Annotated in this window: 21 protein-coding genes; 16 read left to right on the forward strand and 5 right to left on the reverse strand. The window is 75.1% G+C overall.

From position 1 onward, the window contains the following. Positions 1-262: 262 nt before the first annotated feature. Both ACZ3IG_RS15800 and ACZ3IG_RS15805 read right to left on the reverse strand, forming a co-directional pair. Positions 263-1,042, reverse strand: a complete 780-nt coding sequence (locus tag ACZ3IG_RS15800; RefSeq protein ID WP_467432357.1) for a hypothetical protein — start codon at positions 1,040-1,042, stop codon at positions 263-265. A 136-nt stretch (positions 1,043-1,178) separates the two neighbouring features. Next, positions 1,179-2,873, reverse strand: coding sequence for a PucR family transcriptional regulator (locus tag ACZ3IG_RS15805; protein ID WP_467432359.1), 1,695 nt, complete (start codon positions 2,871-2,873; stop codon positions 1,179-1,181). 309 nt (positions 2,874-3,182) lie between these two features. On the opposite strand from ACZ3IG_RS15805, the gene ACZ3IG_RS15810 reads away from it, so the two are divergent. The 5 genes from ACZ3IG_RS15810 to ACZ3IG_RS15830 all read left to right on the forward strand — a co-directional run bounded on the left by ACZ3IG_RS15810 (position 3,183) and on the right by ACZ3IG_RS15830 (position 9,667). Continuing rightward, positions 3,183-4,070, forward strand: a complete 888-nt coding sequence (locus tag ACZ3IG_RS15810; protein WP_467432360.1) for an FAD binding domain-containing protein — start codon at positions 3,183-3,185, stop codon at positions 4,068-4,070. After that, positions 4,070-4,549 (forward strand): (2Fe-2S)-binding protein, encoded by a 480-nt coding sequence (locus tag ACZ3IG_RS15815; RefSeq protein ID WP_467432361.1) that lies wholly within the window; start codon positions 4,070-4,072, stop codon positions 4,547-4,549. The genes ACZ3IG_RS15810 and ACZ3IG_RS15815 overlap by 1 nt, the downstream gene beginning before the upstream one ends. A gap of 2 nt (positions 4,550-4,551) precedes the next feature. After that, entirely contained in the window at positions 4,552-6,936 is a 2,385-nt protein-coding gene (pucD, locus tag ACZ3IG_RS15820; protein WP_467432363.1) for a xanthine dehydrogenase subunit D, read from the forward strand. Between the two features lie 73 nt (positions 6,937-7,009). Then, the gene (locus ACZ3IG_RS15825) at positions 7,010-8,467 is read left to right on the forward strand and encodes an NCS2 family permease (RefSeq protein WP_467432365.1); all 1,458 of its coding nucleotides are present in this window, start codon (positions 7,010-7,012) and stop codon (positions 8,465-8,467) included. A 51-nt stretch (positions 8,468-8,518) separates the two neighbouring features. Beyond that, positions 8,519-9,667, forward strand: a complete 1,149-nt coding sequence (locus tag ACZ3IG_RS15830; RefSeq protein WP_467432367.1) for an XdhC family protein — start codon at positions 8,519-8,521, stop codon at positions 9,665-9,667. On the opposite strand, the gene ACZ3IG_RS15835 is transcribed toward ACZ3IG_RS15830, so the two are convergent. Then, complete coding sequence (locus ACZ3IG_RS15835; RefSeq protein WP_467432368.1) at positions 9,631-10,317, reverse strand: DUF2848 domain-containing protein; 687 nt, start codon at positions 10,315-10,317, stop codon at positions 9,631-9,633. The genes ACZ3IG_RS15830 and ACZ3IG_RS15835 overlap by 37 nt on opposite strands. Before the next feature lie 139 nt (positions 10,318-10,456). Between ACZ3IG_RS15835 and ACZ3IG_RS15840 the strand changes: the two genes are divergently transcribed. Both ACZ3IG_RS15840 and ACZ3IG_RS15845 read left to right on the forward strand, forming a co-directional pair. Next, on the forward strand, positions 10,457-11,791 hold the full coding sequence (locus tag ACZ3IG_RS15840) for an MFS transporter (protein ID WP_467432369.1): 1,335 nt from the start codon (positions 10,457-10,459) through the stop codon (positions 11,789-11,791). Between the two features lie 52 nt (positions 11,792-11,843). Continuing rightward, a complete protein-coding gene (locus ACZ3IG_RS15845; protein WP_467432372.1) occupies positions 11,844-12,635 on the forward strand; it encodes a carbon-nitrogen hydrolase family protein in 792 nt (263 codons plus the stop codon). 76 nt (positions 12,636-12,711) lie between these two features. Here ACZ3IG_RS15845 and ACZ3IG_RS15850 read toward each other — a convergent pair whose 3' ends face one another. Together ACZ3IG_RS15850 and ACZ3IG_RS15855 are read right to left on the reverse strand one after the other, a co-directional pair. Next, complete coding sequence (locus ACZ3IG_RS15850; protein ID WP_467432374.1) at positions 12,712-13,338, reverse strand: GntR family transcriptional regulator; 627 nt, start codon at positions 13,336-13,338, stop codon at positions 12,712-12,714. Between the two features lie 115 nt (positions 13,339-13,453). Continuing rightward, entirely contained in the window at positions 13,454-13,894 is a 441-nt protein-coding gene (locus tag ACZ3IG_RS15855) for an SRPBCC family protein (RefSeq protein ID WP_467432375.1), read from the reverse strand. A gap of 143 nt (positions 13,895-14,037) precedes the next feature. Here ACZ3IG_RS15855 and ACZ3IG_RS15860 point away from each other — a divergent pair, with 143 nt between their 5' ends. From ACZ3IG_RS15860 to rfaE2, 9 genes are all read left to right on the forward strand, one after another. Next, on the forward strand, positions 14,038-15,015 hold the full coding sequence (locus ACZ3IG_RS15860) for an NAD-dependent epimerase/dehydratase family protein (protein ID WP_467432376.1): 978 nt from the start codon (positions 14,038-14,040) through the stop codon (positions 15,013-15,015). A gap of 126 nt (positions 15,016-15,141) precedes the next feature. Then, complete coding sequence (locus ACZ3IG_RS15865; RefSeq protein ID WP_467432378.1) at positions 15,142-16,785, forward strand: carbamoyltransferase family protein; 1,644 nt, start codon at positions 15,142-15,144, stop codon at positions 16,783-16,785. Further along, the gene (locus ACZ3IG_RS15870; RefSeq protein ID WP_467432380.1) at positions 16,782-17,813 is read left to right on the forward strand and encodes a glycosyltransferase family 2 protein; all 1,032 of its coding nucleotides are present in this window, start codon (positions 16,782-16,784) and stop codon (positions 17,811-17,813) included. The genes ACZ3IG_RS15865 and ACZ3IG_RS15870 overlap by 4 nt, the downstream gene beginning before the upstream one ends. Then, complete coding sequence (locus tag ACZ3IG_RS15875; RefSeq protein ID WP_467432382.1) at positions 17,810-18,493, forward strand: D-glycero-alpha-D-manno-heptose-1,7-bisphosphate 7-phosphatase; 684 nt, start codon at positions 17,810-17,812, stop codon at positions 18,491-18,493. The genes ACZ3IG_RS15870 and ACZ3IG_RS15875 overlap by 4 nt, the downstream gene beginning before the upstream one ends. Then, positions 18,490-19,482, forward strand: coding sequence for a glycosyltransferase family 9 protein (locus tag ACZ3IG_RS15880; protein WP_467432383.1), 993 nt, complete (start codon positions 18,490-18,492; stop codon positions 19,480-19,482). The genes ACZ3IG_RS15875 and ACZ3IG_RS15880 overlap by 4 nt, the downstream gene beginning before the upstream one ends. Next, positions 19,479-20,429 (forward strand): glycosyltransferase, encoded by a 951-nt coding sequence (locus tag ACZ3IG_RS15885; protein WP_467432384.1) that lies wholly within the window; start codon positions 19,479-19,481, stop codon positions 20,427-20,429. Before ACZ3IG_RS15880 ends, ACZ3IG_RS15885 begins: the two co-directional genes overlap by 4 nt. Beyond that, on the forward strand, positions 20,426-21,643 hold the full coding sequence (locus tag ACZ3IG_RS15890; protein ID WP_467432386.1) for a glycosyltransferase: 1,218 nt from the start codon (positions 20,426-20,428) through the stop codon (positions 21,641-21,643). Before ACZ3IG_RS15885 ends, ACZ3IG_RS15890 begins: the two co-directional genes overlap by 4 nt. Then, positions 21,643-22,272 (forward strand): D-sedoheptulose-7-phosphate isomerase, encoded by a 630-nt coding sequence (locus ACZ3IG_RS15895; protein WP_467432388.1) that lies wholly within the window; start codon positions 21,643-21,645, stop codon positions 22,270-22,272. The genes ACZ3IG_RS15890 and ACZ3IG_RS15895 overlap by 1 nt, the downstream gene beginning before the upstream one ends. Continuing rightward, positions 22,265-23,635, forward strand: coding sequence for a D-glycero-beta-D-manno-heptose 1-phosphate adenylyltransferase (gene rfaE2, locus ACZ3IG_RS15900; protein ID WP_467432389.1), 1,371 nt, complete (start codon positions 22,265-22,267; stop codon positions 23,633-23,635). Before ACZ3IG_RS15895 ends, rfaE2 begins: the two co-directional genes overlap by 8 nt. Positions 23,636-23,760: the final 125 nt, after the last annotated feature.

The following is a 23,760-nucleotide window of genomic DNA, read 5'->3' on the forward strand; positions in this document are numbered from 1 at the left end:
GCACCGGGCCGAAGTCCCCTGTGAGGCGACCGAGCCCGTGACCGGCCGAAGCCCCCCGTGAGGCGTACCGCGCCCGCACCCGGACGAAGTCCCCCGTGAGGCGCACCCCCCCGCGCACGGCCGAAGCCCCCGTGAGGCGTACCGCCCCGATGAGTCGCGCCGCCCCGTCCTCATGAGCCGCGCCGTGCTGTCCTCATGAGCCGCCCCGCCCTGTCCCCATGAGCCGCGCCACGCCGTCCCCATGACCGCGCCGTCCCGCGCGTCAAGCCGTGGCCGCCCCCGTCGCCGGGGGGCTCAGTTGCTGGGCCAGCCAGGTCGGGACGCCGCCCAGGAGGCGGAACAGGCGGCGGGCCTCCTCGCGCAGGCGGGACGCCTCCGGTTCCGGTTCCGTCTCCGCCAGGGAGGCCAGCGCCGGGGCCGTGCCGACGAGGTACCCCAGCTCCTCCCGGATCCGCAGGGACTCGGCGAAACCGTGCCGGGCCTCGGCCAGTTCACCGTCCCGCAGGGCCAGCCCGGCCAGGTGCCGCCAGGTGAACGACAGCAGCAGCGGATCGGCGTGCGCCGTGGCCCCGGCGTGCGCCCGCCGGTAGGCGGCCCGCGCGGCCTGCGGGGAGCCGGTGAGGTTCTCGGCGAGCAGCCCGCGCCGGAAGTCGAGGAGGGCCCGCCCCGGCGCGCCGGGCGCGATCAGCGCCGCCGCCCGGCCCAGCGCCGCCCGCGCCTCGTCGGCCCGGTCCCGCACCCCGTGCAGCGTCGCCGCGTACGCGAGCTGCCCGCGTTCGCAGGCGGCGGCCCCGCGCTCGTCGTCGCTGTCCGCCAGCGCCTCCGCCGTGCGCAGCGCGTCCTCCGCCTCCGCCCAGCCCTGCTCGGTGTACAGGCACCGCTCCACCAGCAGCGCGGCCCGCTGGAGCGCGAAGGCGGGGGTGGCCGGCTGCAACAGGGCGGCCGCGTCGGCCCAGCAGGCCCGCGAGCGCAGCCGCCACACGGCGGTCCCGAGCGGATCGTCAGCGGTGGATCCCGTACCGGACATGGCGGAGTGCGCCACGTTGCCCTCCCTAGCACGCCGTCGAGCCCGAGTGGTGGCCGCATCTCAGCACGGAACGAGGGGCCCGGCCAAGGGGGTGGGTGAAGGATTTCACAAAGTCGTGGGACTCCGGGGCGGGGCGGTCCGGCCCGGCCGGTCAGCTCATCCGCAGTGCCAGGAAGAAATCCAGCTTGTCCTCCAGGCGCGACAGGTCACGCCCCGTCAACTGCTCGATCCGCCCGACGCGGTAGCGCAGCGTGTTGACGTGCAGGTGCAGCCGGGCCGCGCAGCGGGTCCAGGAACCGTCCGACGCCAGGAACGCCTCCAGCGTGGGGATCAGCTCGGCGCGGTGGCGCCGGTCGTACTCCCGCAGCGGGTCCAGGAGCCGGGCGGTGAAGGCCCGGCGCACGTCGTCGGGGACGAAGGGCAGGAGGAGCACGTGCGAGGCGAGTTCCTGGTGGCCGGCCGCGCAGACCCGGCCGGGCCGCGCCGCCGCCACCCGCCGGGCGTGCCGCGCCTCCTCCAGGGCGCCGCGCAGCCCCTCCGCCGAGTGCACGGCCGCGCTCACCCCGACCGTGATCCGCCCGTCGTCGTCCAGCCCGGCCGACAGGGGCTCCCGTACGGCCTCCAGCAGCGCCTCGGCCACGACGCCCGCCTCGCCGCCGTCGTGCTCCCGGGCGACCGCCGGCAGCGGTACGAGGGCGACGGCCTCGTCGCCGACGTGCGCGACGGCGATCCGGTCGGAGTGCTCGGGCCCGGGGACGCGGGGGTCGACCAGGATCTCCTCCAGCAGCGCCTGGGCGACCGCGCCGGTGCCGCTCTCCGGCCCGGCCGCGCCCTCCCACTCCACCCGCGCCACGACCACCTGCCAGTGCGGGGCCGCGCCCAGGCCCGGCAGCAGCACCGGCGCCGCGACCCGCAGCCGGGCCGCGATCTCGGCGGGCGCGGCGCCCGACTGGACCAGTTCGAGGATCTCCTGCGCCAGGCGCCGCCGGACCGTGCGGGCGGCCTCCCGGCGGTCCCGTTCGACGGCTATCAGCTGGGTGACGCCGTGCAGCAGGTCGAGCCGCTCCTCCGCCCAGTCCCCGGCGTCCGCCTCGACGGCCAGCAGCCACTCGGACAGCACCGCCTCCCGCACGTCGGGGGCGTCCCGCGGAGCGCGGCCGGGCCGGGGCCCCCCGCCGCGTACCGGGAAGAGGCTGTACGCGGTCGGGCCGGCCTGTACGCGGTGGGGAGCGCGCCGCCCGGCGCGCGTGGCCGCCAGGTGCTCCGCCGCGAGCCGCGCGCGCACCTCACCGGGGAGCGCGGACCCCGCCGTCTTCGCGCCCGCGACCTGCCGTCCGGTCGGCGACAGCACCCAGGCCCGCAGGTCCAGGTCGGTGCCGAGCAGTTCCAGGACGACGTCGGGGCCGCCGCCCGCCGGACCGGAGGTCATCATCCGGCGGTGCCGGTCGACCACCGCCGCGAGGTCCCCGGCGCGCTCCCCGGAGACCTGCCGCACCACGTGCTCGGTGATCGTCGCGAACGCCACCGACTCGTGCACCGCGAACAGCGGCAGCCGGTGCCGGGCGCACGCCACCACCAGGTCCTCCGGCACGCTGCCCAGCTCCGCCTCCCCGGCGGCGAGCGCGGCCACCCCGTTCTGCGCCAGGATGCGGACGAACGGGTCGGAGTCCGCGGCGTCGCGCCGCCAGGCCAGCCCGGTCAGGACCAGCTCGCCGCCGGAGAGGTAGCGGCTCGGGTCCCGCAGGTCGGTGGTCATCACGCCGCGCACCGCACGGTCCAGCTCGTGCTCGCCGCCGAGCAGCTTGAGGCCCAGCGCGTCGGTGTCCAGCAGTGCGCGCAGCCGCATTCGAGTCGCCGCCGTTCTCTGTCTCGTGTGTCTCGAAGGGGTGTTCCAGGTCACGCCGATGGGTCGCGCGTTTCCACAGGAAACCGGGGAGGTTACGGAAGACCTCTGTTCATACGAATCTACAAGATGACCACCCTGGCCAGCTAACTCCTTCATGGTTTCTGCGACTGACACAGGCGGAGCACAGGGCTGTGTACTGGGGCCACTCCACGTGAACAGCGCATGAACGAGCCCGGACCGCCGCACCCGGTGTGGCTCGATCCGTACGACCCCCGCGTACGACCCACACGACGAAGAAGAGAGCCGTTCATGGACTTCCTCCGCCCCGCCGGCTGGGAGGAGGCGCTCGCCGCCAAGGCCGCGCACCCCACCGCCGTACCGATCGCGGGAGGCACCGATGTGATGGTCGAGATCAACTTCGACCACCGCAGGCCCGAGTACCTGATGGACCTCGGCCGCGTCGCCGAGCTGAGCGAGTGGGAGGTGGGCGACCACAGCGTGCGGCTCGGCGCCGCCGTCCCCTATACGAAGATCATGGAGCACCTGCGGGCCGAGCTGCCGGGCCTCGCCCTGGCCGCGCACACCGTCGCCTCCCCGCAGATCCGCAACCGCGGCTCCGTCGGCGGCAACCTCGGCACCGCCTCCCCGGCCGGCGACGCCCACCCGGCGCTGCTCGCCGCCGGCGCCGAGGTCGAGGCCGCCTCGGTGCGCGGCACCCGCATGATCCCCATCGACGCCTTTTACACCGGCGTGAAGCGCAACGCGCTCGCGCCCGACGAGCTGATCCGCGCCGTGCACGTGCGGAAGGCGGACGGACCGCAGCAGTTCTCCAAGGTCGGCACCCGCAACGCCATGGTCATCGCGGTCTGCGCGTTCGGCCTCGCGCTGCACCCGGAGACCCGGACGGTGCGCACGGGCATCGGCTCGGCCGCGCCGACGCCGGTCCGGGCGACGGCCGCCGAGGAGTTCCTCGGCGCGGCACTGGAGGAGGGCGGCTTCTGGGACTCGGGGAAGACCATCACCCCGGCCGTGGCCCGCCGGTTCGCCCAGTTGTGCTCCGCCGCCTGCAACCCCATCGACGACGTACGCGGCACCGCGGCCTACCGCCGGCACGCGGTCGGCGTCATGGCCCGCCGGACGCTGACCTGGACCTGGGAGTCGTACCGCACCGCCGCACGGAAAGGAGAGGCCGCCTGATGCGCGTCAACCTCACCGTCAACGGACGCCCCCAGCGGGCCGACGACGTCTGGGAGGGCGAGTCCCTCCTCTACGTCCTGCGCGAGCGGCTCGGCCTGCCCGGCTCCAAGAACGCCTGCGAGCAGGGCGAGTGCGGCTCCTGCACGGTCCGCCTGGACGGCGTGCCGGTCTGCTCCTGCCTGGTCGCCGCCGGACAGGCGGAGGGCCGCGAGGTCCTCACCGTCGAGGGCCTGGCGGACGGCACCGGACTCGCCCCGGTCCAGCAGGCGTTCATCGACGCCGGCGCCGTCCAGTGCGGCTTCTGCACCCCCGGTCTGCTGGTCGCCGCCGACGAGCTGCTGGAGCGCCACCCCGACCCGGGCGACGCCGACATCCGCGAGGCGCTCTCGGGCAACCTGTGCCGCTGCACGGGCTACGAGAAGATCATGGACGCGGTCCGCCTGGCCGCCGCCCGCCGCTCCGCGTCCGAGGGGGTCTGACCATGGCGTTCCCCACCGGCGTGCCCGCCAAGCTCACCCAGGACTCGGGGACCAGGGGCGGCATCGGCGAGTCCACGCTCCGCCCGGACGGCACCCTCAAGGTCACCGGCGAGTTCGCCTACTCGTCCGACCTGTGGCACGAGGACATGCTCTGGGGCCAGATCCTGCGCTCCACGGTCGCGCACGCCGAGATCGTCTCCATCGACACCAGCCAGGCCCTCGCCCTGCCCGGCGTGTACGCCGTCATGACCTACGACGACCTGCCGGCCGGCGTGCGCCACTACGGCCTGGAGATCCAGGACACCCCCGTCCTCGCCCACGGCCGGGTACGCCACCACGGCGAACCCGTCGCGATCGTCGCCGCCGACCACCCGGAGACCGCCCGCCGCGCCGCCGCCAGGATCAGGGTCGAGTACCGGGACCTGCCGGTCGTCACCGACGAGGCGTCCGCGACCGCCCCGGACGCGATCCTGATCCACGCCGAGCGCGCTGATCACCACGCCGGCCACGTCCCGCACCCCAACATCGTCCACCGCCAGCCCATCGTGCGCGGCGACGTGACGGCGGCCCGCGCGCGGGCCGACGTGATCGTCACCGGCGAGTACACCTTCGGCATGCAGGACCAGGCGTTCCTCGGCCCCGAGTCCGGCCTCGCCGTCCCCGAGGAGGACGGCGGCGTCCACCTCTACATCGCCACCCAGTGGCTCCACTCCGACCTGCGCCAGATCGCGCCCGTGCTCGGGCTCCCCGAGGACAAGGTACGGATGACGCTGGCCGGCGTGGGCGGCGCGTTCGGCGGGCGCGAGGACCTGTCGATGCAGATCCACGCCTGTCTGCTGGCCCTGCGGACCGGCAAGCCGGTGAAGATCGTCTACAACCGTTTCGAGTCCTTCTTCGGCCACGTCCACCGCCACCCCGCCAAGCTCACCTACGAGCACGGCGCCACCCGCGACGGCAGGCTCACCCACGTCAAGGCCCGGATCGTGCTGGACGGCGGCGCCTACGCCTCCGCCTCCCCGGCGGTCGTCGGCAACGCCGCCTCGCTCGGTGTCGGACCGTACGCCGTCGACGACGTCGACATCGAGGCCGTCGCCCTCTACACCAACAACCCGCCCTGCGGCGCGATGCGCGGCTTCGGCGCGGTCCAGGCGTGCTTCGCCTACGAGGCGCAGATGGACAAGGTGGCCGGCGAACTCGGTCTGGACCCGGTGGAGTTCAGGCAGCGCAACGCCATGGAGCAGGGCACCCTGCTGCCGACCGGCCAGCCCGTCGACTCACCCGCCCCGGTCGCCGAACTGCTGCGCCGCGTCAAGGCCCGGCCGATGCCACCCGAGCGCCAGTGGGAGTCCAGCGAGGGCACCGACGTACGGCAGTTGCCCGGCGGCCTGTCCAACACCACCCACGGGGAAGGCGTCGTACGAGGGGTCGGGTACGCGGTCGGCATCAAGAACGTCGGCTTCTCCGAGGGGTTCGACGACTACTCGACCGCGCGGGTCCGGATGGAGGTGGTCGGCGGTGAGCCGGTGGCCACCGTGCACACGGCCATGGCGGAGGTCGGGCAGGGCGGCGTCACCGTGCACGCGCAGATCGCCCGCACCGAGCTGGGGGTCGCCCAGGTGACGATCCGTCCGGCCGACACCCGGGTGGGCAGCGCCGGTTCGACCTCCGCGTCCCGGCAGACGTACGTCACCGGCGGCGCGGTCAAGAACGCCTGCGAACTGGTCCGGGAGCGGGTGCTGGAGATCGGGCGCCGCAAGTTCGGCTCGTACCACCCCGCCTGGGCCACCGCCGAGCTGCTGCTGGAGGACGGCAAGGTCGTCACCGACGGCGGCGAGGCGCTGGCCGGCCTCGCGGAGGTCCTCGACGGCGAGGTGGTGGAGGTCGAGAAGGAGTGGCGGCACCGGCCGACCGAACCCTTCGACCCGCGCACCGGGCAGGGCAACGGCCATGTCCAGTACTCCTTCGCCGCGCACCGCGCCGTCGTCGAGGTCGACACCGAACTGGGCCTGGTGAAGGTGGTCGAGCTGGCCTGCGCCCAGGACGTCGGCAAGGCGCTCAACCCGCTCTCCGTGGTCGGCCAGATCCAGGGCGGCACCACGCAGGGCCTGGGCATCGCCGTGATGGAGGAGATCGTCGTCGACCCGGCGACGGCCAAGGTCAGGAACCCCTCCTTCACGGACTACCTGATCCCCACCATCCTCGACACCCCGACCATCCCGGTCGACGTGCTCGAACTCGCCGACGAGCACGCCCCGTACGGGCTGCGCGGCGTCGGCGAGGCGCCCACCCTGTCGTCCACCCCGGCCGTCCTCGCGGCGATCCGGGACGCGACGGGGCTGACGCTGGACCGGACGCCGGTCCGCCCGGAGCACCTCACCGGTTCGTGATCCACCCCGTTCGCCCTGGGCCGTCCCCCGGGTCGCGCACGTCCCAGTAACTGTGACCTCGGGAGACGGCATCATGACCCACCCGTCAGCGGAGCCCACGACCACCGCCGAGGACGCGGGCGCGGGTAGCCGCGTCCCGGCCGGACGGTCGTGGCTCGACCGGTACTTCCACATGTCCCGGCGGGGATCGACCGTCGCGCGCGAGGTGCGCGGCGGCGTCACCACCTTCATGGCGATGGCGTACATCCTCCTGCTCAACCCCCTGATCCTGTCCGGCGAGGACGCGGCCGGCGACACCCTCGCCCCCAAGGCCCTGATCACCGCGACCGCGTTCGCGGCGGCCCTGACCACCCTGCTGATGGGCCTCGTCGGCAAGGTGCCGCTCGCGCTCGCCGCCGGCCTCTCCGTCTCCGGCGTCCTCGCCTCGCAGGTCGCCCCCGCCATGACCTGGCCGCAGGCGATGGGCATGTGCGTGGTCTACGGCGTGGTCATCATGCTGCTCGCCGTCACCGGACTGCGCGAGATGATCATGAACGCGATCCCGTTGCCGCTCAAGCACGGCATCACCATGGGCATCGGCCTGTTCATCGCCCTGATCGGCCTCTACAAGTCCGGCTTCGTCCACCAGGGCGAGACCACCCCGCTCAGCCTCGGCCCGGCCGGGCAGCTCACCGGCTGGCCGGTGCTGCTCTTCGCCGGGACCCTGCTGCTGATCATCGTCCTCCAGGCCCGGAACGTCCCCGGCGCCCTCCTGATCGGCATCCTCGGCGGCACGGTGGGCGCGGCGGTGCTCAACGCCGCCGGGGCCGTCGACCCGGGGCAGTGGGCGAACGGCGCCCCCGAGCTGCACGGCGGCGCGCTCTCCCTGCCGGACTTCTCGCTCTTCGGCGCCGTCGAGTTCGGCGGCTGGGGCGAGGCCGGCGCGATGACCGTCGGCGTGATCGTGTTCACCCTCGTCCTCGCCGGGTTCTTCGACGCGATGGCGACCATCATCGGCGTCGGCACCGAGGCGAAGCTCGCCGACGACCGGGGCCGGATGCCGGGCCTGTCCAAGGCGCTGTTCATCGACGGCGCCGGGGGAGCGGTCGGCGGCCTGGCGGGCGCCGGCGGCCAGACGGTGTTCGTCGAGTCGGCCACCGGCGTCGGCGAGGGCGCCCGTACCGGCCTCGCCTCGGTCGTCACCGGCGCCCTCTTCGCGGCCTGCCTGTTCTTCACCCCGCTCACCGCGCTGGTGCCGCAGGAGGTCGCGTCGGCGGCGCTGGTGGTCATCGGCGCCATGATGCTGACGCACGCCCGGCACGTGGACTGGGCGGACCGGGCGACGGCGGTGCCGGTCTTCCTGACCGTGGTGCTGATGCCGTTCACCTACACCATCACGACCGGGGTCGCCGCCGGCGTCATCGCGTACACCGCGATCAAGGCCGCGCAGGGCAGGGCGCGGGAGGCCGGGGCCCTCATGTGGGCACTGACCGGCGTCTTCCTCGTCTGGTTCGCGCTCGCCCCGATCGAGGGCCTGCTGGGCGTGGGCTAGCCGCAGCCAGGGAACCCGTTCCTCCACCCCCGTCCCCGAGGAGACCGACAGATGCTGGACATCGCCGAACCGCTGCACCGGTGGGTCGAGCAGGGCCGCGACTTCGCCGTCGCCACCGTGGTGGCCGTCAGCGGCAGCGCGCCCCGCCGGCCCGGTGCCGCCCTCGCGGTGGACACCGACGGCACGGCGGTCGGGTCGGTCTCCGGGGGCTGTGTGGAGGGCGCCGTCTACGAGCTGTGCCGGCGGGCGCTGGCGGACGGCGAGAGCGTGGTCGAGCGGTTCGGGTACAGCGACGCGGACGCCTTCGCGACCGGGCTGACCTGCGGCGGCGTCATCGACATCCTGGTCACGCCGGTACGGGCGGACGACCCCGTCCGCCCGGTGCTCGCCGTCGCGGCCCGCGGGGAGGCGGCGGCCCTGGCCCGGGTCGTCGCCGGCCCCGGTGACCTGGTGGGCCGCGCCCTCGCCGTCCGCCCCGACGGCACCCGGTACGGCGGCCTCGGCGTCCACCCGGAACTGGACCGGACGGTCGCCGCCGAGGCGGCCGCCTTCCTGGACGCCGGCCGCACCGGCACGGTGGAGATAGGCGCGGAGGGCTCCCGGTGCGGGGCGCCGCTGACCGTGCTGGTCGAGTCCTCCGTCCCGCCCCCGCGGATGATCGTCTTCGGCGCGATCGACTTCGCCGCCGCGCTGGTGCGGGCCGGGAAGTTCCTCGGCTACCGGGTCACCGTCTGCGACGCGCGGCCCGTCTTCGCCACCGAGGCCCGCTTCCCCGACGCCGACGAGGTCGTCGTCGCCTGGCCGCACGCGTACCTGGAGCGGACGGACGTCGACGCCCGTACCGTCCTGTGCGTCCTCACCCACGACGCCAAGTTCGACGTACCGCTGCTGGAGCGGGCGCTGCGGCTGCCGGTGGCGTACATCGGCGCGATGGGCTCGCGCCGCACCCACCTGGACCGCGCGGCGCGGCTGCGCGCGGCCGGGGTGACCCGCCGTGAACTGGCCCGGCTCAGGTCCCCTATCGGCCTCGACCTCGGCGCCCGCACCCCCGAGGAGACGGCGCTGTCCATCGCCGCCGAGATCGTCGCCGCCCGGCGCGGCGGTACGGGCGCCCCGCTGACCGGGGCGCACACCCCGATCCACCACGACGGGACGCCCCTGCCTCAGCCGATCGGGGCCGGCATCGGCACCACGTCGTAGGAGAGCGCGATGGTGTCCCCGGTCACCGGGTCGCCCAGCTCCACCCGCCAGGCGTCGGCGAACTGGTCCACCTCGGCGGCCATCGGGATGGTCCCGGAGATCAGCACCGTGCCCGGCACCAGCTCGCCGCGCTCCCGCAGCACCCCGGCCCAGTAGGCGGGGGTCAGCAGCTCGGCCAGCGTGCCGTCCTGGATCTGCGTCTCCTCGCCGCCGTGGCCCACCCACGCCCGCAGCGTCAGCCGGTCGAGCCGCTCCTCCACGTCCGCCAGCCGCCACGCGCGCCGGGCCAGCACGTCCGGGCCCGCGTTCTTGCTCCAGGCCACGCCGTGCACCTCCAGCTCCCGGTCGGTGTGGTCGCAGGCGGCGGTCAGCAGCAGCTCCCCGCCGTCCGCCACGACCAGCGCCCACTCGGCCTCGCCGGAGGTCCGCCCGTGCTGCGCGGGCACCGCGGTGGTCTGCTGCGCGAGGTAGGGCGAGACCGGGTAGAGGGCGGGGGTGACGGACGGCGCGGGGACGCCCAGCTCCGCCAGCTCGGCGACGTGCGCGGCGACGTCGTCCTGGCTGCGCCCGGCGTACCCGGCGTTGAGCAGCAGCCGGACGTCCACCTCGCGGGTGGTTCCGTCGGGCAGCTCGAAGGTCAGCACGGCCATGAGGTCTCCAAACGTAGGCACGGTCGGGGTTTCGAGTGGGTTAACTTGCCGCGCGGGGCTTGCGCATACGACCTGTATACAAGAAGTATGCCGGAAGGTCCACGTACGTTGGACGGCACTCGAAGCAAGGACAGGAAGCATGCACGACACCCGGCCGGACGGCTCCGGCATCCGCCGCGCCTTCTTCGCCAGCCTCACCGGCACCGCCCTGGAGTGGTACGACTTCGCCGTGTACTCCGCGGCGGCGGCCCTGGTCTTCGGCGACCTCTTCTTCCCCTCCGAGGACCCGCTGACCGGCACCCTGCTGGCCTTCTCCACGTACGCCGTGGGCTATGTCTCCCGGCCGCTGGGCGGCATCGTCTTCGGCCGCCTCGGCGATGTCATCGGCCGCAAGAAGGTGCTGATCGCCACGTTGGTGCTGATCGGCGCCGCCACCTTCCTGATCGGCGTGCTGCCCGCCTACTCCACCATCGGCGTCGCCGCCCCCATCGCCCTGGTCCTGCTGCGGTTCGCGCAGGGCGTGGGCGTCGGCGGCGAGTGGGGCGGGGCGGTGCTGCTGTCCAGCGAGTTCGGCGACCCGAGGAAGCGCGGCTTCTACGCCTCCGCCGCCCAGGTCGGCCCGCCCGCCGGCAACCTGCTCGCCAACGGTGTGCTCGCCGCGCTCGGCGCGCTGCTCACCGAGGACCAGTTCACCAGCTGGGGCTGGCGGGTCGCGTTCCTGGTGTCGGCGGCGCTGGTGGCCTTCGGGCTGTGGATCCGGGCCAAGCTGGAGGAGACGCCGGTCTTCAAGGCGATGGAGGCCGAACAGGACCGGCCGCAGGCGCCGGTGCGCGAGGTGTTCACCACCCAGCCCCGGGCGCTGACGGCCGCCATCCTCAGCCGGGTCGCCCCCGACGTGCTGTACGCGATGTTCACCGTCTTCGTCCTCACCTACGCCACCGACGAACTGGACATGTCCCGCGGCTCCGCCCTCACCGCCGTACTGATCGGCTCCGCGCTCCAGATCGTCCTCATCCCGCTGGCCGGCGCGCTCACCGACCGGGTCAACCGGCGGCTGGTCTACGGGGTGTCGGCCGTCGGCGCGGGCGTCTGGCCGTTCGTCTTCTTCCCGATGGTGGGCGGCGGTTCCTGGCCGCTGCTGGCCCTCGGCGTCGTGGTCGCCCTCGTCCTGCACTCCCTGATGTACGGTCCCCAGGCGGCCTTCATCGCCGAGCAGTTCTCGCCGCGCCTGCGCTACACCGGCTCCTCCCTGGCGTACACGCTGGCCGGGGTGATCGGCGGGGCGGTGGCGCCGCTGCTGTTCACCGCGTTGCTGGGCGCCTTCGACAGCTGGGTGCCGCTGGCCGGGTACATCGCGCTCACGGCGGTGGTCACGGTCGTGGGCCTCGCCCTGGGCCGGGACGCCGACACCGCCGAGCACGAGGACGTGCGCCTCGTGGAGCAGGCGCGGGACCACGCGCCCGCCGCACAGTGAACCCGTACCGCCTCCTGCACAGCCGTACCGCCGACGAAGGGACACCGCACCCATGCGCATCGCACTGAGCCAGCTCACCACCGGCACCGATCCGGCGCGGAACCTGGAGCTGATCGAGCGGGAGACGCGGCGGGCCGCCGAGGCCGGCGCGCGGGTCGTGGTCTTCCCGGAGGCGTCGATGATCTGCTTCGGCACCTCGCTCAAGCCGGTCGCCGAACCGCTGGACGGCCCCTGGGCCGACGGCCTGCGCAAGATCGCGGCGGCCTCCCGGACCGTCGTGGTGGCCGGCATGTTCACCCCCGCGCCGGACGGCCGGGTCACCAACACCCTGCTGGCCACCGGCCCCGGCGTCGAGGCGTCCTACGACAAGATCCACCTCTACGACGCGTTCGGCTTCGCCGAGTCGGACACGGTGGCGCCCGGCTCGCGGGTCGTCACCATCGACGTGGACGGCGTCCGGCTCGGCCTCGCGACCTGCTACGACGTCCGTTTCCCGGAGCTGTTCCGGGCGCACGCCGACGCGGGCGCGGTCGCGACGCTGCTGGCCGCGTCCTGGGGCGCGGGGCCGGGCAAGCGGGAGCAGTGGGAGCTGCTGGTGCGGGCCCGCGCGCTGGACGCCACGCTGTTCGTCGCGGCGGTGGACCAGGCCGACCCCGAGGCGAGCGGCACGCCGGTGCCGCCGAAGGCGCCCACCGGCATCGGGTACAGCCTGGTGGCCGGTCCGGACGGCACGGTGCGGGGTGCGGCGGGCGCGGGGCCCGAGCTGGTCGTGGCCGACCTCGATCCGGCGGAGGTGGGGGCGGTGCGGGAGAGGATCTCGGTGCTGGCGAACCGGCGGCTGTGAGGCCGGCACGGCCGGGTGTTCCGGCTGCGGGTCCGTCGTGGCTCGTCGCGCGGTTCCCCGCGCCCCTGCGGGGCGCCTACCCCGCCAGCAGTACCCGCAGCGTCGACTCCAGGTGGCCGTCGATCGCCGCGCGAGCCGCGGCGGCGTCCCCCGCGGTCAGGGCGTCCAGGATCGCGCGGTGCTCCACGAGGACCGCGTCCTGGCGGTTGCGCGCGTTGAACAGCGCCACCACGCCCGCCCGGACCTGCCGGCTGCGCAGTCCCTCGTAGTGCCGGTCCAGGAGGCCGTTGCCCACCGCCGCCACCAGCGTCATGTGGAACTGCTGGTCCACGGCGATGAACTCGCGGGCCTGCGCCGGGCCGGTCAGGGCGCGCTGGCGCTCCAGCAGGGCGTTCAGCTCCGTCAGCGGACAGCTGTCCGTGGCGATCACCCGCTCGGCCGCGTACCGCTCGACGATGCCGCGCAGCTCCATCAGCTCGGTGATCTCCCGCCCGGACAGCGGGGCGACGCGGGCGCCGCGCTTGGGCACCAGTTGCACCAGGTCCTCGGCGGCGAGCAGCAGCAGCGCCTCCCGGATGGGGGTGCGCGAGACGCCGATGCGGTCGGCGACCTCCTGCTCGGAGAGGAACTCGCCCTGCATCGCGGGGTCCGTCAGCACGGTCTCCTTCAGGTAGGCGTACGCCTTCTCCCGTCCGGACGTCACCGTGGCCCCCTGCGTCGCATACAGCTCGTATACAGTCTCGTCCGCAGAAGCTACCACGCGTCGGGCGGTGTTCCTGATCGAGGGCCGGTCCGGGCGGCGGGAGTGACCGGTTGTCTCACGGCTGCCTGAGGAGCCGGTTGACCGCCCGTCCGAAGACGTACCGGCCGGAGCGCTCCAGGGTCCCGTCGAGCGCCGACGGCAGCAGGCGGACGGTCAGCTCCTCGTGCCAGCGGACCCGGGTGCGGCCGCCGGGACCCGGGCGGACCTCCAGTTCCGCCCAGCCCCGCACCACCCGGCCCCGCTTCTCCACGCGGCACCGGCCCGGCGTCCCGTCCCCCGGTGGCTCCCAGACGGTCACCTCCATCGGGTCGTCGAAGGCGAGCGGCCCCAGGCCCGTGCGGGCGACGAAGCGGGTGCCGGGGCCGGTGGGCGGGGCGGTGGTGACGGTGATCCGGGTCAGCGGCACCGCGTCGCCGTGCCGGTGCCACTCGGTGAGCCGGCGCCAGGTCTCGTCCAGCGGGAGCGGTGCCGTGCGTTCGAGCAAGAAGGTGGCCACGTCACGATCGTAGGGAATCCGCGGCCGGGTCTCCTCCCCGTGACCGGCCACCACCACCGCTTCCGAATACGCGTTCGGGGTACGGAGGGCTGTCGCCGGTTACTCGCCGACACGCACGTGAACGCGAGAGTGAGGAGAGCCCCGTGAGCGAGAGCCTCAGCGGCGGCCGGTCCTGGCGCCGGGCGCTGGTCACCGGCGGCGCCGGATTCGTGGGATCCCACCTGTGCGGCCGGCTGCTCGACGCCGGCACCGAGGTCGTCTGCCTGGACAACCTCGCCACCGGCGCCCGGAGCAACGTGGCCGCCCTGGAGCGCGAGCGGGGCTTCCGCTTCGTCCCCGCCGACGCCACCGACCCCGCCGCCCTGCGCGGCCTGCCCGGCCGGTTCGACCTGGTCCTGCACTTCGCCTGCCCGGCCTCCCCGGCCGACTACCTCCGCCTCCCGCTGGAGACCCTCGACGTGGGCAGCAACGGCACCCGCAACGCCCTGGAGCGGGCCCACGCCGACGGCGCCCGCTTCCTGCTCGCCTCCACCTCCGAGGTCTACGGCGACCCGCTGGAGCACCCGCAGCGCGAGACCTACTGGGGCAACGTCAACCCGGTCGGCCCGCGCAGCGTCTACGACGAGTCCAAGCGGTTCGCCGAGGCCCTCACCACCGCCCACCGCCAGGTGCACGGCACCGACACCGCCATCGTCCGCATCTTCAACACCTACGGCCCCCGGATGCGCACCGGCGACGGCCGCGCCGTGCCCACCTTCATCGCCCAGGCCCTGGACGGCGTACCGCTCACCGTCGCCGGGGACGGCGGCCAGACCCGCTCCCTGTGCTACGTCGACGACACCGTGGACGGCGTCCTCGCCCTCGCCGCGTCCCGGGAGACCGGGCCGGTGAACATCGGCGGCACCGACGAGATCACCATGCTGGAACTGGCCCGCCGCATCGTCGACCTCACCGGCTCCGGCTCCCGCATCCGCTTCGTCGAACGCCCCGTCGACGACCCCGGGCGCCGCCGCCCCGACACCACGCTGGCCCGCGAACGGCTCGGCTGGCGCCCCCGCACCGACTGGAACGAGGGCCTGGAACGCACCATCGGCTGGTTCGCGCACGCCGTCGCGGCCTGAACCACCGGCACGGTCACCAAGGGTGGTTTTGCCCTCTCTTTCCGGAGTTGAGCTGTTTCCAAGTGTTTGAGGCAGCTGTCCCGCGGCACCCGCGACCCGGAAGCGACACAGGACGGAGTACACCTCATGCGCATCCTCGGTATCAACGCTCTGTTCCACGACCCCGCCGCCGCCCTCGTCGTGGACGGCAGGACCGTCGCGGCCGCCGAGGAAGAGCGCTTCAGCCGCCGCAAGCACGGCAAGCGGCCGGTGCCGTTCTCCGCCTGGGAGGTGCCGGAACTCTCGGCCCGCTGGTGCCTGGAGCACGCGGGCGTGCGGCCCGGCGAACTGGACGCCGTCGCGTACTCCTTCGACCCCAAGCTCGCCCGGCCCGCCCGGGACATGGGCCTGGACGACCCCTGGGACCCGCTGCGCCTGGAGTACGCCCGCCGCGCCCCGCAGTTCCTCGCCGAGGCGCTGCCCGGACTCGACCCCGACCAGGTCGTCTTCGTCCCGCACCACGTCGCCCACGCCGCCTCCGCCGGACCGGCCTCCCCGCACCCCGACAACGACGTCCTCGTCCTCGACGGACGCGGCGAGTGCGCCTCCCACCTGGCCGGCCGCTACCGCGACGGCAAGCTCGACACCCTCGCCACCCAGGCCCTGCCGCACTCGCTCGGCCTGGTCTACGAGGAGCTGACCGAGCACCTCGGCTTCCTGCGCAGCAGCGACGAGTTCAAGGTCATGGCCCTCGCCTCCTACGGCACGCCCCGCTTCGCCGGCCGGATCCGCGAGCACGTCCACGCCACCGGCGACGGCGGCTTCCGCGCCCACGGCGTCGACTGGGCCGCCCTCGCCCCGGCCCGCCCCAGGGACCAGGAGTGGACCCAGGTCCACGCCGACCTCGCCGCCAGCGCCCAGGCCGTCCTGGAGGAGACCCTCCTCGACCTCGTCCACTGGCTGCACCGCGAGGCCGGCGGCGACTGTCTGACCATGGCCGGCGGCGTCGCCCTCAACTGCGTCGCCAACACGCGCATCGCCCGCGAGGGCCCCTACCAGAACGTCTGGGTGCAGCCCGCCGCCGGCGACGCCGGGACCGCCCTCGGCGGCGCCCTGCACGTCGCCGCCGCCCAGGAGGGCGCCGCCCCCGAGCCGATGCCCGGCGCCGACCTCGGGCGCGGCTGGAGCGACGACGAGATCCGCGCCTGGCTGGAGACGGCCGCGATCCCCTACGAGGAACCCGGCGACATCGCCGAGACGGTCGCCGAGGAACTGGCCCGGGACGGCGTCGTCGCCTGGTTCCAGGGCCGCAGCGAGTACGGGCCGCGCGCCCTCGGACACCGCTCCCTGATGGCCCACCCGGGCCGCGCGGAGAACCTGGAGCGCCTCAACGCCGTCAAGGGCCGCGAGGAGTTCCGGCCGGTCGCGCCCATGGTGCTGGCCGACCGCGCCGCCGAGATCTTCTCCGGCGGGCCGATCCCCAGCCCGTACATGCTCTTCGTGCACGACGTCGCCGCCGCGTGGCGGGACCGCGTACCGGCCGTCGTCCACGTCGACGGCACCGCCCGCATCCAGACCGTCGAGGAGCGCCGCGAGCCGCTCGTCGCGCGGATGCTGCACGCCTTCGAACGCCGCACGGGACTGCCGGTCGTCGTCAACACCAGCCTCAACACCGCCGGCCGGCCCATGGTCGACGACCCGCGCGACGCCCTGGAGTGCTTCGGCTCCGCGCCGGTGGACCTCCTCGCCATCGGACCGTTCGCCGTCCGCCGGGGGAGGGTCTTCGCATGACCGGACACTCCGAGGGCCACCCCGGCTACTCCGTGGTGATCCCCACCCTCGTCCGGGCGACGCTGGCCGACTGCCTGGCCGCGCTCGCCGCCGCGACCGGACCGAAGCCGGACGAGATCCTCCTCGTCGACGACCGGCCCGCGCCGGACGCCGACGCCGAGCCCGGCGCGCTGGAACACCCGCTGACCGTCCTCGGCGACCTGCGCGAGCGCACCGTCGTGCTGCGCGGCGGCGGACGCGGACCGGCCGCCGCCCGCAACACCGGCCTGCGCGCCGTCACCACCGAGTGGACCGCGTTCCTCGACGACGACGTCCAGGTCGGCCCCCACTGGTGCGACCAGCTCGTCCAGGACCTCACCGGGGCCGCCCCCGACACCGGCGCCGTCCAGGGCGTCATCGCCGTCCCGCTGCCCGGCGAACGCCGCCCCACCGACTGGGAGCGCGGCACCGCCGGCCTCGCCACGGCCCGCTGGATCACCGCCGACATGGCCTACCGCACCGAGGTGCTCAAGGAGGTCGGCGGCTTCGACGAACGCTTCACCCGCGCCTTCCGCGAGGACGCCGACCTCGCGCTGCGCGTCCTCGACGCCGGCTGGCGCATCCGGCAGGGCCGGCGCACCACCCGGCACCCGGTGCGGCCCGCCTCCCGCTGGGTCTCCCTGAAACAGCAGCGCGGCAACGCCGACGACGCGCTGATGCGGCACCTGCACGGCCCCGACTGGTGGGACAAGGCGGTCGCGCCCCGGGGCCGGATCCGCCGCCACATGGCCATCACCGCCGCCGGTGCCGCGGCCCTCCTCCTCGCCGCCGCCGGCCGCCCCCGGGCCGCCGCCGTCGCCGGGCTCGGCTGGGCCGCCGGCACCGCCGAGTTCGCCTGGGCCCGCCTCGCACCCGGCCCGCGCACCCGCGACGAGGTGACGACCATGCTCGTGACCAGCGCGCTCATCCCGCCGGCCGCCACCTGGCACCGGATCGGCGGCGAGCTGCGGCACCGGTCCGCCCCCGCCTGGCGGGAGGTGGCCGCGTGAGCACCCCCGACACCGCCGCCGTGCGGGCGGCCGGCACCGTCAAGGCCGTCCTGTTCGACCGCGACGGCACCCTGGTCCACGACGTCCCCTACAACCGCGACCCCGAGCGGGTCCGCCCGGTCGACGGCGCCCGCGAGGCACTGGACCTGCTGCGCGCGCACGGCATCCGCACCGGCGTCGTCACCAACCAGTCCGGCGTGGCCCGCGGCCTGCTCACCGACGCCGACGTACGCCGCGTCAACCGCCGGATCGACGACCTGCTCGGCCCCTTCGACGTGTGGGCGGTCTGCCCGCACGGCCCGGACGACGGCTGCCACTGCCGCAAGCCGCGGCCCGGCATGATCCTCTGGGCGGCCGGCCGGATCTGCGCCGGCCCCGCCGAGACCGTCGTCATCGGCGACATCGGCGCCGACGTCGAGGCCGCGCGCCGGGCCGGCGCCCACGGGGTCCTCGTCCCCAACGCGGCGACCCGCCCCGAGGAGACGGCCGCCGCCGCCCATGTGGCGCCGGACCTGCTGACCGCCGTACGCGCGCTGCTCGGCGGCCCGCCCAAGGGCCGGGTCCTGGCCGACGAACGCCCCATCGAGAACGCCTACGCCATCGGCGGCCCGGCCGCCCCGGCGGACGCGGCGGTGTGGCGGGCCCCGGCCGCCGGCGACACCCCGGGGAGGCCGCGATGAGGGCGATCGTCACGCGGCTGGACAGCTTCGGCGACGTACTGCTCGCCGGGCCCGCCGTCCGGGCCGTCGCCGCCCGCGCCGACCACGTCACCCTGCTGTGCGGCACCCGCGGCGCGCCCGCCGCGCGGCTGCTGCCCGGCGTGGACGAGGTGCTGGTGTGGGACGCGCCCTGGGGCGGGTTCGAACCGCCCGCCGTGGACCGCGCCGACCTCGACGCCCTCACCGCCCGGATCGACGCCGACACCGGCCTGATCCTGACCTCCTTCCACCAGTCCCCGCTGCCCACCGCCCTGGTGCTGCGCCTGGCCGGCGTCCGCCGCCTGGCCGCGGACAGCGTGGACTACCCCGGCTCCCTGCTCGACGTGCGCCACCAGCGCGCCCCGCACGCCCACGAGGCCGAAGCGGCCCTCGGCCTGGCGGAGGCGGCCGGCTTCCCGTGCCCCGACGACGGCCGGCTGCGGGTACGCCGGCCGCCCGCCGTCACGGAACTGACCGGACCCGGCCCGTACGTCGTCCTGCACCCCGGCGCCAGCGTCCCCGCCCGCGCCTGGAGCCCCGACCGCGCCGCCGAAGCCGTACGCGAACTCGCCGCCGCCGGACACCGCGTCCTGGTCACCGGCGGCCCCGGCGAACGCGACCTCACCGCCCACGTGGCGGGGGAGCACGGCACCGACCTCGGCGGCCGCACCGAGGCCCCGGAACTCTCCGGCGTCCTCGCGGGCGCGGACGCCGTCGTCACCGGCAACACCGCCCCCGCCCACCTCGCCGCCGCCGTCGGCACCCCCGTCGTCTCCCTGTTCGCCCCGGTCGTCCCGGCCGAACGCTGGCGGCCGTACGGAGTGCCGTACGTCCTCCTCGGCGACCAGGACGCGCCCTGCGCCGACAGCCGCGCCCGCCAGTGCCCCGTACCGGGCCATCCCTGTCTGAACACCGTCACCGCCACGGACGTGGCGGCCGCCGTCGAGAAACTCGTGGGGGAGACGTCATGAGAATCCTCATCTGGCACGTGCACGGGTCGTGGACCACGGCCTTCGTGCAGGGCCCGCACACCTACGTCGTCCCCGTCACCCCCGACCGCGGCCCCGACGGCCTCGGCCGCGCCCGCACCTGGGACTGGCCGCGGTCGGTGATCGAGGTCCCGCCGGAGCAGCTGCGCGACGAGGAGATCGACCTCGTCGTCCTCCAGCGCCCCCACGAACTCGGCCTGGTCGACCGCTGGCTGGGCCGCCGCCCGCCCCTGGTCTACCTGGAGCACAACGCACCCCACGGAAACGTGCCCGACACCCGCCACCCCGCCGCCGGCCTCCCCGGCGTCATCCTCGTCCACGTCACCCACTTCAACCGCCTGATGTGGGACGCGGGCCGCACCGAGACCACCGTCGTCGAACACGGCATCGTCGACCCCGGCCCCCGCTGGACCGGCGAACTGGACCGCGCCGCCGTCGTCGTCAACGAGCCCGTCCGGCGCGGCCGTACCACCGGTACCGACCTGCTGCCCGCCTTCGCCCGCGCCGCCCCCCTCGACGTCTTCGGCATGGGCACGGACGGACTCGCCGCCCACCTCGGCGTCGACCCCGCGCGCTGCCGCACCCAGGACGTCCCGCAGAGCGACCTGCACACCGCACTCGCCCGCCGCCGCGTCTACGTCCACCCCGTCCGCTGGACCTCCCTGGGCCTGTCCCTCCTGGAGGCCATGCACCTGGGCATGCCCGTGGTCGCCCTCGCCACCACCGAGGTGACCGAGGCCGTCCCGCCCGGCGCCGGAGTGGTCTCCAACCGCGTCGACGTACTGACCGACGCCGTACGCGACTTCCTCGCCGACCCCGCGCACGCCCGCGCGGTCGGCGAGAAGGCCCGGGCGGCGGCCCTCGCCCGCTACGGGCTGTCCCGCTTCCTGGACGACTGGGAGCGGCTGCTGAAGGAGGTGACCCGATGAGGATCGCCATGGTGTCCGAGCACGCGAGCCCGCTCGCCGCGCTCGGCGGCGTCGACGCCGGGGGACAGAACGTCTACGTGGCCCGGCTCAGCGAGGAACTGGCCCGGCGCGGCCACGACGTCACGGTGTACACCCGCCGCGACGGCCTCGACCTGCCCGACCGGGTACCGCTGCCCGGCGGCGCGGTCGTCGAACACGTCCCCGCCGGACCGGCCGAGACCCTGCCCAAGGACGACCTGCTGCCGTACATGCCCGCCTTCGGCGCCCACCTGGCCCGGGCCTTCACCCGGGAGCGGCCCGACGTGGTGCACGCCCACTTCTGGATGTCGGGCCTCGCCGCCCAGATCGGCGTACAGCCGCACGGCGTCCCCTTCGTGCAGACCTTCCACGCCCTCGGCACCGTCAAGCGGCGCCACCAGGGCCTCAGGGACACCAGCCCGCACGAACGCATCGGCATCGAACGGCAGCTCGGCCGCTCCTGCGCCCGGGTCCTGGCCACCTGCACCGACGAGGTCGTCGAACTGGGCGACATGGGCGTGCCCCCGCGCCAGGTATCCGTCGTGCCGTGCGGGGTGGACTCCCACCACTTCCGCCCCGGCGCCGACACCGGCCGCGCCCCCGCGCGCCGCCACCGGCACCGGCTGCTGGCCTGCGGCCGGCTCGTCCCCCGCAAGGGCTACGACCTCGCCGTCCGCGCCCTCGCCGACATCCCCGACGCCGAACTCCTCATCGCCGGCGGCCCGCCCGCCGACGACGTCGACACCGACCCCGAGGCCCGGCGCCTGACGAGCATCGCGCGCCGGATGGGCGTCGCCGACCGGGTACGGCTGCTCGGCGCGGTCGACCCCGAGCACATGCCGACCCTGATCGGCAGCGCCGACCTCGTGCTGTGCACCCCGCACTACGAGCCGTTCGGCATCGTGCCGCTGGAGGCGATGGGCTGCGGCGTGCCCGTGCTCGCCACCGACGTCGGCGGCCACCGCGACTCCGTCGCCGACGGCGTCACCGGCCGGCTCGTCGAACCCGGCAGCCCCCGGGCGATCGCGGACGCCGCCCGCGACCTCCTCGCCGACGAACGGCTGCGCCGCGCCCTGGGCACCGCCGGACGCGAACGCGTCCTCAAGCACTACACATGGCGGCGCGTCGCCGACGGCGCCGAACAGGTCTACCGCCTGACCCTCGCCGACCACGAACTGTCCCAGGAGGTGGCGTGATGACCGTGCACCCGCCCGTCGTCGGGCACTGCGACGAACTCCAGGACGCGCTGGCCGCGTTCCGCGCCTCCGCGCACATCACCCAGCGCTGGGGCGAACAGCTCGCGGCCGTCCTCTCCGGCGGCGGCCGGCTGCTCGCGGCCGGCAACGGCGGCAGCGCCGCGCAGGCCCAGCACCTGACCGCCGAACTCGTCGGCCGCTACCGCGACGACCGGCCGCCGTTCTCCGCGATCGCCCTGCACGCCGACACGTCCTCCACCACCGCCATCGCCAACGACTACGGCGTCGACGAGGTCTTCGCCCGCCAGGTCCGCGCGCACGGCCGCGAGGGCGATGTCCTGATGCTGCTGTCCACCTCCGGCGCCAGCGCCAACCTGCTGTCCGCCGCGGACGCGGGCCGCGCGGCGGGCCTGCGGGTGTGGGCGCTGACCGGCTGCGAACCCAACCCGCTGATGGCGGGCAGCGACGAGTCCCTGTGCGTGGAGGCCGCCACGACGGCGACCGTCCAGGAACTCCACCTGGTCGCCGTCCACATGATCTGCGCGGCCTTCGACGCCGCCCTGGACCAGGGCGCGGGGGGCCGGGGCACGCGGGCCCGGGGCGCCCGGGGAGGGGGCACCCATGCGTGACAAGACCCCGCTGGTCGTCGTCGGCGACGCGCTGCTCGACCGCGACCTGACCGGCTCCGCCGACCGGCTCGCCCCCGACGCGCCCGTGCCGGTGGTGTCGGAGTGCGCCGAACGCGTCCGGCCGGGCGGCGCCGCGCTCGCCGCCTACCTCGCCGCCCGCGACGGCCGCGACGTCACCCTGATCACCGGCCTGGGCGACGACCCCGCCTCCGGCGAGCTGCGGGAACTCCTCGACCCCTGGCTGACCCTGATCCCGCTGCCGCTCGGCGGCACGCTGCCCGAGAAGACCCGCGTCCTGGCCCAGGACCGCCCCGTCGTCCGCCTCGACCGCGGCGGCGGACACGCCCGCGCCGCCACCGACGAGGCCCGCGCCGCACTGCGCTCCGCGCACGCCGTACTGGTCTCCGACTACGGCCGCGGCACCGCCGACGCCCTGCGCGAGGAACTCACCGACCGTCCGCCCCTGGTCTGGGACCCGCACCCGCGCGGCGGCCCGCCCGTGCCCGGCACCCGGCTGGTGACGCCCGCCGAGAAGGAGGCGCACGGCTTCGCCCCCGGCGACGCCCGCCCGGACGGCACCCTGCGGGCCGCCGCGCACATCGCCGCCGACCTGGTCCGCGACTGGAAGGCCGCCGCCGTCGCCGTCACCCTCGGCGCCCGGGGCGCCCTGCTCTCCTACGGCGAACACCCCCTCCTCGTGCCCGCGCCCGCCACCCACCCCGGCGACTCCTGCGGCGCCGGCGACCGGTTCGCCGCGACGGCCGCCGGACTGCTGGCCGACGGGACGCTGGTCGGCGAGGCCGTGGAGGGCGCGGTGGGCGCCGCGAGCGCGTTCGTCGCCGCGGGCGGCGCGGGCGCCCTGCCGCGGGCCGGCTCCCGGCCGCGCGCCGTTCCGCCCCCCGACACCGACGACCCGCACGCCCTCGCCGCCCGTATCCGCGCCCAGCACGGCACCGTCGTCGCCGCGGGCGGCTGCTTCGACCTGCTGCACGCCGGACACGTCGGCCTCCTCCAGGCCGCCCGCAGGCTCGGCGACTGCCTGGTGGTCTGCGTCAACTCCGACGCCTCCGTCCGCCGCCGCAAGGGCGAGGGCCGCCCCGTCAACCCCCTCGCCGACCGCATCCGCGTCCTGCGCGCCCTGGCCTGCGTGGACGCCGTCGCCGTCTTCGACGAGGACACCCCCGAACGGCTGCTGGGCGACCTGCGCCCCGACGTCTGGGTCAAGGGCGGCGACTACGCCGGCGCGGACCTCCCCGAGGCCGCGCTCCTGGAGGAGTGGGGCGGCCAGGCGGTCCTCCTCCCGTACCTCGACGGCCGCTCGTCCACGGCCCTGATGGCCCGGGCGGCGGAGGGCGTGCGATGACGGTCCCTTCCTGGACCGAGCGCCCCGCACCGCCGGCGACGGTTCCTTCCTGGGCTGGGTGTTCTGTCGTGTCGGGGACGGTTTCTTCCTGGGCTGGGTGTCCTGTTGTGTCGGGGACGGTTTCT

It is taken from the genome of Streptomyces sp. NPDC016677 (genome assembly GCF_055562815.1).